Genomic DNA, 3,238 nt, shown 5'->3' on the forward strand with positions numbered 1-3,238 from the left:
CCTCGGTGACGGCGCGGGCCAGGTCGTGGGGCGCGCGGAGCAACGCCTCCAGCGCGGCGGCGCTCGCGGGACTCCGCGCTGCTCCACCTGGAGCCAGCCTCCCTTGATGCTCACGCGGCGGTGGCCCTTCAGTCCCAGCAGGCGCTGACGCACGCCCGGCTCCAGCAGGATGGGGCGCGCCTCCGGGGCCAGCCCCTCCACCTGGAAGGCCGCGTCCAGCTCCGCGTCGCCCAGCGACTCCTCGCGGGGCGTCGCGGCGCCGGGGAGCTTGTCCTCGGGGCGCTCGTGCTCCAGCAGCAGGTCCGCCGGCAGCGCGCCCTCCAGGTCCAGCCGCAGCACCGTCACGGTGTGGCGCTTCTTGCCGCCCACGCCGCCGCGCTTCCCCGTGGCGAGCAGCAGCGGCCGCCCCTGGTAGCGCCCCTGCACCTCCATCCGGCGCTCCGCGATGGACAGGCCGTGCGCCTTCGCGAACGCCTCCCACGCGGCGCGCTGGCGGCGCTTGAGCTGGAACAGCGTGGCGAGGACCAGGGCGCCCACGAAGAGCAGGGACGCGAGGATGCCGAGCGGGGAGAAGACACCGGAAAGCATGGCGGCGCATTGTGCACGGGCCTCGCGACGCGGGAACCACAATCCGATCGCGGATGCACCGCCGCGCGCCGGGCAAGCTTGCTGCATGGGGTGCGTGGACCTGGGGAAGGGGCGCCGCGCGCCTGCAAACGTGTGGAATCCCGCGTGGCTCGCGCTCCTTCGCGCGCTGGACGCACGGCGCCGTCGCGCGGGGACCCGCGGCAGGTGCACGGACGGCGCACGCGCCCCCACTCCGCCGGTGTGCCCTCACGGGTGGAGTCGTTCGCGCGCGTCAGGCTCCGTGGCGCGTGGGGTGGGGAGGACGGGACGCGTTGGGCAGGCCACGGTTGCAAGCGCGCGGAATGACGCCCTTTTTCGACAATGTCAGAGGGGGCGGGTAAGGGAGCGGGGGCTCGCCGCTTGGAGTCGGGGTTGGGACCGGGGGAGGCTGCCCGGCCCGCACCCGCCACCGGGCCACGAGGGAGGGTGAACGCCGGATGCGCCTGCTGCACACGTCGGACTGGCACCTGGGCCACACGCTGTATGACGTCTCACGCGAAGCGGAGCACGCCGCGTTCCTGACGTGGCTGTTGGACACGCTGGAGTCCCAGGAGGTGGATGCGCTCCTGGTGGCCGGGGACATCTTCGACACGGCCAACCCCAGCGCGGAGGCGCAGGCGGCCTGGTACCACTTCATCGCGCGGGCCCGGCGCACGCTGCCGAAGCTGGACGTGGTGGTGGTGGGCGGCAACCACGACTCCGCCGCGCGGCTGGACGCGCCGGATCCGCTGTTCCACGCGCTGGGCGTGCGCGTGGTGGGCGGGCTGCCGCGCCACCGGGGCGGACTGGAGCTGGAGCGGCTGGTGGTGCCGGTGCACGACGCGCGCGGGAAGGTGGGCGCGTGGGTGGCGGCGGTGCCGTACCTGCGGCCCTCGGACCTGCCGTCGGTGCCGGACGGGGACGGGGACCGGCTGGTGGAGGGCGTGCGCTCCGTCTACTCGGACGTGCTGGAGGGCGCGCGGCGGCGGCGCAGGTCCGGACAGGCGCTGGTGGCCATGGGCCATTGCTACATGACGGGCTCGGAGCTGTCGGAGCTGAGCGAGCGGAAGATTCTTGGCGGCAACCAGCACGCGCTGCCGGTGGAGCTGTTCCCGGAGGACGTCGCGTACGCGGCGCTGGGACACCTGCACAAGGCGCAGCGCGTGGGGGGCCGCGAGGGCGTGCGCTACAGCGGCTCACCGCTGCCGCTGTCGCTGTCGGAGGCGCACTACCGGCACCAGGTGCTGGTGCTGGACCTGGAGGACGGGGCGCTCACGCAGGTGCGTCCGCTGTCGGTGCCGCGCACCACGGACATGGTGCGGGTGCCGGCCCGGGACGCGGCGCCGCTGCCGGAGGTGCTGGAGCTGCTGGCGGCGCTGCCCGCGTGCGAGGCGGGGGCGCCGGAGTCGATGCGGCCGTACCTGGAGGTCTGCGTGTCGCTGCCCCGGCCGGAGCCGGCGCTGCGCCACAAGGTGGAGAAGGCGCTGGAGGGACGGGCGGCGCGGCTGGTGAAGCTGACGCCCTTCTACACGGGCACGGGCGGGGCGCTGGCGGACGTGCGGCCGGGGCTGTCCTTGCGTGAGCGCACGCCGGAGGACGTGTTCCTCGCCCGCTACGCGCGGGACTTCAAGGAGGCGCCGTCGCCGGGGTTGCTGGAGTCGTTCCACGCGCTGCTCACGCAGGTGCAGGAGGACGCGTCGTGAAGATTCTGGCGATTCGCGGCAGCAACCTCACGAGCTTCGCGGGGGACTTCGCGCTGGAGCTGGACCGGGCGCCGCTGGACCGGCTGGGGCTGTTCGCCATCTCCGGTGCGACGGGGGCGGGGAAGAGCACGCTCCTGGATGCGCTGTGCCTGGCGCTGTTCGACCGCACGCCCCGGCTGGGCGGGCCCAGCAAGGTGCTGGTGGGCCGGGCGGACGAGGACGAGGAGGCGCGGCTGTCGGCCTACGACGTGCGCGGCATGCTGCGGCGCGGGGCGGGCAAGGGCCACGCGGAGGTGGACTTCCTGGGCAAGGACGGGCGGCGCTACCGGGCGCGGTGGAACGTGTGGCGGGCGCGCGAGCGCGCGGAGGGGAGATTCCGGCCGCAGGAGCTGAGCCTGACGGACGTGGCCTCCGGGCAGGTGTTCGGCCGCACCAAGGGCGAGGTGCTCCAGGCGATTCAAGAGCGGCTGGGCTTGTCGTTCGACCAGTTCCGGCGCTCGGCGCTGCTGGCGCAGGGGGAGTTCGCGGCGTTCCTGCGCGCGGACGCGAACGAGCGCGCGGAGCTGCTGGAGCGGATGACGGGCACGGAGGTGTACAGCCGGCTGTCCATCGCGGCCCACGAGAAGAACGCGAAGGAGCAGGAGGAGCTGAAGCGGCTGTCGCTGGGGCTCGCGGCCATCGCGCTGATGTCGGACGCGGACCGCGAGGCCGCGCGCGTGCAACTGGGCGACGAGGAGGCGGCGCGGATCCGCGAGGAGACGCGGCTGCGCGAGGCGGAAGGGGCCCGGTCCTGGTACGCACAGCTGGCGGAGTTCGTGGCGCAGGAGCAGCAGGCCGCGAGCGCGGTGACGCGGGCGGAGGCGGAGCGGGAGGCGGCGGCGCCCCGCGAGGCGCTGCTGGAGTCCGTGCGCGCGGCGGAGGGGCTTCCG

Annotated in this window: 3 protein-coding genes; 2 read left to right on the forward strand and 1 reads right to left on the reverse strand. The window is 74.5% G+C overall.

Going from position 1 to position 3,238, the window contains the following annotated elements:
* Window positions 1–588, reverse strand: a 588-nt coding sequence (locus tag ACLEQD_RS39925) for a hypothetical protein (RefSeq protein WP_410391166.1), incomplete at its 3' end; no start/stop codon positions are given.
* Window positions 589–1,064: 476 nt separating this feature from the next.
* On the opposite strand from ACLEQD_RS39925, the gene ACLEQD_RS39930 reads away from it, so the two are divergent.
* Both ACLEQD_RS39930 and ACLEQD_RS39935 read left to right on the forward strand, forming a co-directional pair.
* Window positions 1,065–2,309, forward strand: a complete 1,245-nt coding sequence (locus tag ACLEQD_RS39930) for an exonuclease SbcCD subunit D C-terminal domain-containing protein (RefSeq protein WP_410391168.1) — start codon at window positions 1,065–1,067, stop codon at window positions 2,307–2,309.
* The coding region (locus ACLEQD_RS39935) for an AAA family ATPase (RefSeq protein ID WP_410391170.1) at window positions 2,306–3,238 on the forward strand (933 nt) is incomplete at its 3' end. The genes ACLEQD_RS39930 and ACLEQD_RS39935, both read left to right, overlap by 4 nt.

Origin of the sequence: Corallococcus sp. 4LFB (genome assembly GCF_046520365.1) — a bacterium.
GTDB lineage: Bacteria > Myxococcota > Myxococcia > Myxococcales > Myxococcaceae > Corallococcus > Corallococcus caeni.

Coding starts and splice junctions, on each gene's coding strand:
- ACLEQD_RS39930 (WP_410391168.1), top strand. CDS start 1,065: ATGCGCCTGCTGCACACGTCGGACTGGCACCTGGGCCACACGCTGTAT.